Raw genomic sequence first — 6,335 nt, 5'->3', positions numbered from 1 at the left:
ACCCGGAAGCTAAGCCCTCCAGCGCCGATGGTACTGCACTCGTGAGGGTGTGGGAGAGTAGGACGCCGCCGAACAATCTTTCCGATGGGGGAGACCGATTTATTCGGTCTCCCCCATCGGCATGTCTGGGGTAAGAACGTGCGCATGGAGCTGCGCACGCACGTCGACCTGGGTGAGTTCTGGGATGTCGCCAAGGCGTTCTACCTCACTGACCCGGCGGCACACACGATCGCGCTCGCGGCGCTGGTGCCGCGGCTCGGGACCGCTCATCGAGGCGATCTTGGATCGTTGATCACCGTTCACGAGCAGGGTGCCGTCACCGGTGCCGTGTTCCGCAGCCCGCCGTACCCGCTCGTTCTGAGCGGATTGCCGATGCCCGCGGTTCGCGCTGTCGCAGCCGAGACGCGCGAGCTGGAGCCGGACCTGCCATCGGTCAACGGTCCGACCGCTGTCGCCGAGGCGTTCGCGGGGGCCTGGCAGGAGTTGACCGGCGCGCCGTGGCGGGTGGAGCGAGGCGAACGGCTCTACCGGCTTGGCACACTCGTGCCGCCTTCGGTGCGAGGTGTGGCGAGGTTGGCCCGTGCGCAGGACATGAAGCTGCTTTCGTTGTGGCGCAAGGATTTCTTCGCCGACGTGCTCGGCAAGGATTTCGATCTCCCGGCCTCGGAGGAAGGCCTCAGGCAGGCGCTTGAGATGGGGACCACGGTCCTGGTCTGGGAGGTCGACGGGCAGCCCGTGTCCTGCGCCCAGGCGACGCCTGCGGTGGCCGGGATGAGCCGGGTGAGCTTCGTCTACACCCCGCCCGAGCAGCGGGGGAACGGCTACGCCTCCGGTGTGACCGCAGCCATGTCGCGGTGGGCCCTCGACGCGGGCGCGGACTGTGTGGTTCTTTTCACTGTCATCGACAATCCTGTGTCCAACGCCATCTACCAGCGCATTGGTTATCAACCTGTGCACGACACCGCGAATGTCCTTTTGGGACAAGGGAACTAGGCTCTAGGGCATGTCCCTGCCCGATCCCGCCAACGGCGGCAGCGAACCGGCGCGCGCGACCCGCCTGCTGGTCGTTCAGCCGTCGCGGACGAACCCGCCCGGAGCGCTGGCCGACTGGCTCCGCGGCGCCGGTGCGGAGCTCGACGTCGTCGTGGCGTCGGAACAGCCGCTGCCCGCCACCCTCGACGGCTACCAGGGCGTGGTCTGCCTGGGCGGCGAGATGAGCGCGCTGGACGACCTGCGGTACCCCTGGCTGGCCTCGGTGCGCAAGCTCCTGGCCGACGCGGTCACGCGGAACGTCCCCACGCTGGCGATCTGCCTCGGCGCGCAGCTGCTGGCCGCCGCCACCGGTGGGGTGCTGCGGCCGATGGAGGACGGACCCGAGGTCGGCGGCAGGCTGGTCGCGAAGCGCGACTCGGTGGGTACCGATCCGCTGTTCGCCGACCTGCCGTGGACCCCGGACGTGCTGCAGTTCCACGCCGACGAGATCAGCAGCCTGCCCGCGGGCGCGCAGTTGCTCGCGTCCTCGCCGCGCTGCCAGAACCAGGCGTTCCTGGTCGGCAGCTGCGGCTACGGGATGCAGTTCCACATCGAGACCACGACCGACATGGTGCTGGACTGGGCGGCCTCCGATCCGGACGCGGCCGAGCGGGCACCACGCGGTGGCTTCACCAGGGAAGGGCTTGACCAGCTCCACGCGGACCTGGCGGAAACGTGGGAGCCCTTCGCGCAACGGTTCGTTCGACTGGCCGAGGAAGGCCCGCGCCCCAACGGAAGTCTGGGCCGCAACCTCCCTTTGGTGTGACTTGTGTCAGTTGCCCTACAGACACGCGCAGGTGACACCCGAGTGGGCGCAAGCGCGCTCACCCCGGCCCGGTAGCGTCTTGTCCGACGATGTCAGCACTGCCGGAGGATCAGTGTGGATGCCTCTCTCCTTGTAATCGTTGTCGTCCTCACGGCGTTAGCCTTCGACTTCACCAACGGCTTCCACGACACCGCCAACGCGATGGCCACCTCCATCGCGACCGGCGCCCTGCGCCCGCGGACCGCGGTCGCGTTGTCGGCGGTGCTGAACCTGGTCGGGGCGTTCCTCTCGGTCGAGGTGGCCAAGACCATCTCCGGCGGGATCGTCGACGAGGCGCTGATCGATCCGGCGATCATCTTCGGCGGGCTCATAGGCGCGATCATGTGGAACCTGGTGACCTGGTACTTCGGGCTGCCGTCGAGTTCCTCGCACGCGCTGTTCGGCGGCCTGATCGGGGCCACCTGGGTGGCCTCGGGGATGGACGCGGTGCACTTCACCAAGGTCGCCGAGAAGGTCCTGGTGCCCGCGGTCGCCGCGCCGCTGGTCGCGGGGATCATCGCCGGGCTGGCCACGTTCCTGACCTACCGGCTGACCAGGAACACCTCATCCCCCGAGGTCGTCGGCAACGGGTTCAAGATCGGGCAGGTCATCTCGGCCTCGCTGGTCTCGCTGGCCCACGGCACCAACGACGCGCAGAAGACGATGGGCATCATCACGCTGACGCTGATCACCGCGGGCTCGCTGCCCGCGGGTTCCGGCCCGCCGGTGTGGGTGATCGTCAGCGCCGGTGTCGCCATCGCGCTGGGCACCTACCTCGGCGGCGGCCGGATCACCCAGACCCTGGGCAAGGGGCTGACGACGATCGAGTCGCCGCAGGGCTTCGCCGCCCAGACCAGCGCGGCCACGGTGATCCTGGCGTCCTCGCACGTCGGGTTCGCGCTGTCGACCACGCACGTGGCCTCGGGCGGTGTCATGGGCTCCGGGCTCGGCCGCAAGGGCGCGAAGATCCGCTGGGGCGTCGCGGGCCGGATGGCCGCGGGCTGGCTGCTCACGCTGCCCGCCGCCGGTGTGGTCGGCGCGCTGGCCGGGGAGATCGCCTCCTTCGGCACCATCGGCGTGATCGTCGTGGCGCTGGCCGGGATCGGCGTCTCGATCGGCCTGTACCTCGCCGCGCGCCGCAAGCCCATCCACCCGGAGCACGTCGTCGACGAGATCGCCGGCGAGACGGGTCCGCAGGCCGCCCGCGCGGCCGCCTGAGCGGGGAGCGAAACGTGAACATCAACTGGGCTGGGCTGGCCGAGGTCTTCGTGGCCAGCCTGGCGGCGGTGCTCGTGCTCGTCGTGCTGTACGTCGCGGGCATCCGCGGCGTCGTCAGTCGCGGCGAGGCCAAGGCGAAGGGCGGCTCCGGTGCCGGGGGCACCACCGCGGCGGCGTTCGCGTTCGCCGGCTGCGTCGCGGTCGTCCTCTACGGCCTGTACGTCATCGTGCTCGGCTGAGCCGGTTACGGTTGTGCTTGATGAGCAATCGAGCACACGCGGCGACGTCGCCGGCGCGGTTCGGCCTGACCGAGGAACGAGCCGAGGAACAGCTCCGCGGGTTCGGCTGGTGGCAGGCGGGCGGGCCCGCCGAGCACGCCGCCGACCTGGTCGGGGCGCTGTCGCGGAGCCCTGATCCGGACCTGGCGTTGCGCGGGCTCGACCGGCTGCGGGACGCGCTCGGCGCGGGCTGGGACGAGCTGGAGCGGGCGATCGCGACCGAGGCCGGGGTGCGCGGCCGGTTGCTCGGGGTGCTCGGGTCCTCGACGGCGCTCACCGACTTCCTCGCGGCGAACCCGGACCTGTGGCGGGAGCTGGACGGGCGGATGCCCACGGAGCTGCCCGACCAGGCGGAGTTGATCGCGGATCTGCTGACCGTGGTCGGCGCCGATCCCGGGATCGGACATCCGGGGACGCCGGAGGGCACGAGCGCCACGCTGCCCGGTGCCGAGGCTGTTCGCGTGCTCAAGGCGCGCTATCGCGCATGGCTGCTGCGCATCGCCGCGGCGGACCTGGCGCACGTGGTGGAGCCTTCGCTGCCCGTCCCCGAGTACGAGGACATCACGGCCTGCCTGTCCGATCTGGCCGTGGCCGCGTTGCAGGCGGCGCTCGCCGTTGGTGCGGCTGAGGTCGGGCCGCTGCGGTGCGGGCTCGCGGTGATCGCGATGGGCAAGTGCGGCGCGCGGGAGTTGAACTACGTCAGCGATGTCGATGTTGTTTTCGTCGCTGAGCCCGACTCGGAGATGGGCCAAGCCACGCGGCTCGCCAGCGCGATGATGCGGATCGCGGGTTCCGCGTGCTTCGAGGTCGACGCGGCGCTGCGACCGGAGGGCAAGGCGGGCGCGCTCGTCAGAACCTTGGACGGGCACGTCGCGTACTACAAGCGGTGGGCCAGGACCTGGGAGTTCCAGGCGCTGCTGAAGGCCAGGCCGGTCGCCGGTGATCTTGAGCTCGGGCGGCGGTACGTGGACGCGGTCCGGCCGAAGGTGTGGACGGCCGCCGACCGCGATGACTTCGTCGCCGACGTGCAGGCCATGCGGCGGCGGGTCGAGGAGCACGTGCCGGTCGGGCTCGGCGAGCGCGAGCTGAAGCTCGGCCGTGGCGGCCTCCGCGACGTCGAGTTCGCCGTGCAGTTGCTGCAGATGGTGCACGGCCGCACGGACGAGGACCTGCGCGAACAGTCCACTGTGGACGCTCTGGCGGCGTTGGGTGCAGGCGGCTACGTCGGGCGCGCCGACGTGGCGGAGCTGAGCGATTCCTACCGGTTCCTGCGCCTGCTCGAACACCGGTTGCAGCTCCAGCGGCTGCGCAGGACGCACCTGTTCCCCGCCGACGACGATCGTGCGTCATTGCGTTGGCTGGCAAGGGCTTCCGGTATCCGAGCGGATGGCAAGCGCAGCAGCGGCGAGGTTCTGGTCGCCGAGTTCCGCAGGCACGCCAACAGGGTTCGGCGGCTGCACGAGAAGCTGTTCTACCGGCCGCTGCTCGAAGCCGTGGCGCGGGTGCCGACCGAGGAGCTGCGGCTGACGCCGAAGGCGGCCGGTCAGCGGCTCGCGGCGCTCGGCTACACCTCGCCGGAGGGGGCGCTGCGGCACATCCAGGCGCTCACCGAGGGCATGTCGCGGCGAGCGGCGATCCAGGGCGCGCTGTTGCCTGTCCTGCTGGATCTCCTTGCCAGCACGCCAGATCCGGACGGTGGACTGCTCGCGTACCGGCGGGTGTCGGAGGCGTTGGCCAACACCCCCTGGTACCTCAGGTTGCTGCGGGACGAGGGCGCGGTCGCGCAGCGCCTGGCCACGTTGCTCGGCACGGCGAAGGTCATCTCGGACCTGTTGGTGCGGGCGCCCGAGGTGCTGCGCCTGCTGGCGAACACCAAGGAGCTGGCGGGGCGCGATCCGGCGGAGGTCGCCCAGTCCTTGCGCAGCGCGGTCGCCAGGCACGCGGACCCGGCTCAGGCGGTGATCGCGGCGCGGTCGTTGCGGCGCCACGAGTTGCTGCGCGTCGCGTGCGCGGATTTGCTTGGCCTGATTGAACTTCCCGCTGTGTGCCACGCGTTGAGCGATGTGTGGTCCGCGGTGCTGGGCTCCGCGGTCGACGCGGCGGAGCGGGCCGTATGCGCGGAACGGGGTTCGCGTGCGGCGAGGCTCGCCGTGATCGGGATGGGGCGCCTCGGCGGCGACGAGCTCGGTTACGGCTCGGACGCGGACGTGCTCTTCGTGTGCGAACCGTTGGCGGGCTTCGACGACAGCGCCGCGGTCAAGTACGCGTCGGCCGTCGCCGAGCAGGTGCGGAAGTTGTTGAGCGCGCCGAGCCAGGACCCGGCGCTGCACGTGGACGCCGACCTCCGGCCGGAGGGCCGAAACGGTCCGCTGGCAAGGACTTTGGAGTCCTATCGGTCCTACTACGCGCAGTGGGGCGAGACCTGGGAGTTCCAGGCGCTGCTGCGCGCGCGGTACGTGGCGGGCGATGCCGAGCTGGGCGAGCGGTTCCGGGAGATGATCGACCCGATCCGCTATCCGGAGGGCGGGCTGGACCACGCCGAGGTGGTGAAGATCCGGCGCATCAAGGCCAGGGTCGAGTCGGAGCGGATGCCCAAGGGCGGCGATCCCAAGATGAACGCCAAGCTCGGCCGCGGTGGGCTGGCCGATGTGGAGTGGACGCTCCAGCTGCTCCAGCTCCAGCACGCGCACCGCCTTCCCGAGCTGCGCACAACGTCCACTGTGGACGGTTTGGCGGCCGCGGGCGCTGCCGGGCTGATCGGCCCGGAGGACGTCGAAGTGCTTGATGGGGCGTGGAAACTCGCTACGCGCGCCCGCAACGCGGTGACCCTGGTCCGGGGCAAGCCCACCGACCAGGTGCCGTCGCAGGGGCGGGAGCTCGCGGCCACCGTGCGGGCGCTGGGGTACTCGGCCTCGATGGACCCCGGCGAGTTCGTCGACACCTACCGGCGCACGACGCGGCGGGCGCGGGCGGCCGTCGAGCGGTTGTTCTACACATGAAGA

General features: G+C 70.7%; 5 protein-coding genes and 1 rRNA gene. All 6 read left to right on the top strand.

From position 1 onward, the window contains the following. A 5S ribosomal RNA gene (gene rrf / locus NLX83_RS42415) occupies positions 1-74 on the top strand; the annotation flags it as partial. 10 nt (positions 75-84) lie between these two features. Continuing rightward, positions 85-993 carry a GNAT family N-acetyltransferase gene (locus NLX83_RS21740; protein WP_254236918.1) on the top strand — a complete coding sequence of 303 codons (909 nt, stop codon included), beginning with the start codon at positions 85-87 and terminating at the stop codon, positions 991-993. Positions 994-1,003: 10 nt separating this feature from the next. Next, positions 1,004-1,798 (top strand): type 1 glutamine amidotransferase, encoded by a 795-nt coding sequence (locus NLX83_RS21735; RefSeq protein WP_254236917.1) that lies wholly within the window; start codon positions 1,004-1,006, stop codon positions 1,796-1,798. Between the two features lie 114 nt (positions 1,799-1,912). Beyond that, a complete protein-coding gene (locus NLX83_RS21730) occupies positions 1,913-3,055 on the top strand; it encodes an inorganic phosphate transporter (RefSeq protein ID WP_254236916.1) in 1,143 nt (380 codons plus the stop codon). A gap of 14 nt (positions 3,056-3,069) precedes the next feature. Continuing rightward, positions 3,070-3,294 (top strand): hypothetical protein, encoded by a 225-nt coding sequence (locus tag NLX83_RS21725; RefSeq protein WP_086825315.1) that lies wholly within the window; start codon positions 3,070-3,072, stop codon positions 3,292-3,294. A gap of 20 nt (positions 3,295-3,314) precedes the next feature. Continuing rightward, positions 3,315-6,332: a bifunctional [glutamine synthetase] adenylyltransferase/[glutamine synthetase]-adenylyl-L-tyrosine phosphorylase gene (locus tag NLX83_RS21720; protein WP_254236915.1), complete on the top strand. Its 3,018-nt coding sequence runs from the start codon at positions 3,315-3,317 to the stop codon at positions 6,330-6,332. Positions 6,333-6,335: the final 3 nt, after the last annotated feature.

The sequence above is a fragment of the Allokutzneria sp. A3M-2-11 16 genome (assembly GCF_024213555.1).
Taxonomy (GTDB): Bacteria; Actinomycetota; Actinomycetes; order Mycobacteriales; family Pseudonocardiaceae; genus Allokutzneria.
The sequence above is the reverse complement of the archived record's forward strand: the minus strand, read 5'-3'. Positions and strand labels throughout refer to the sequence as shown.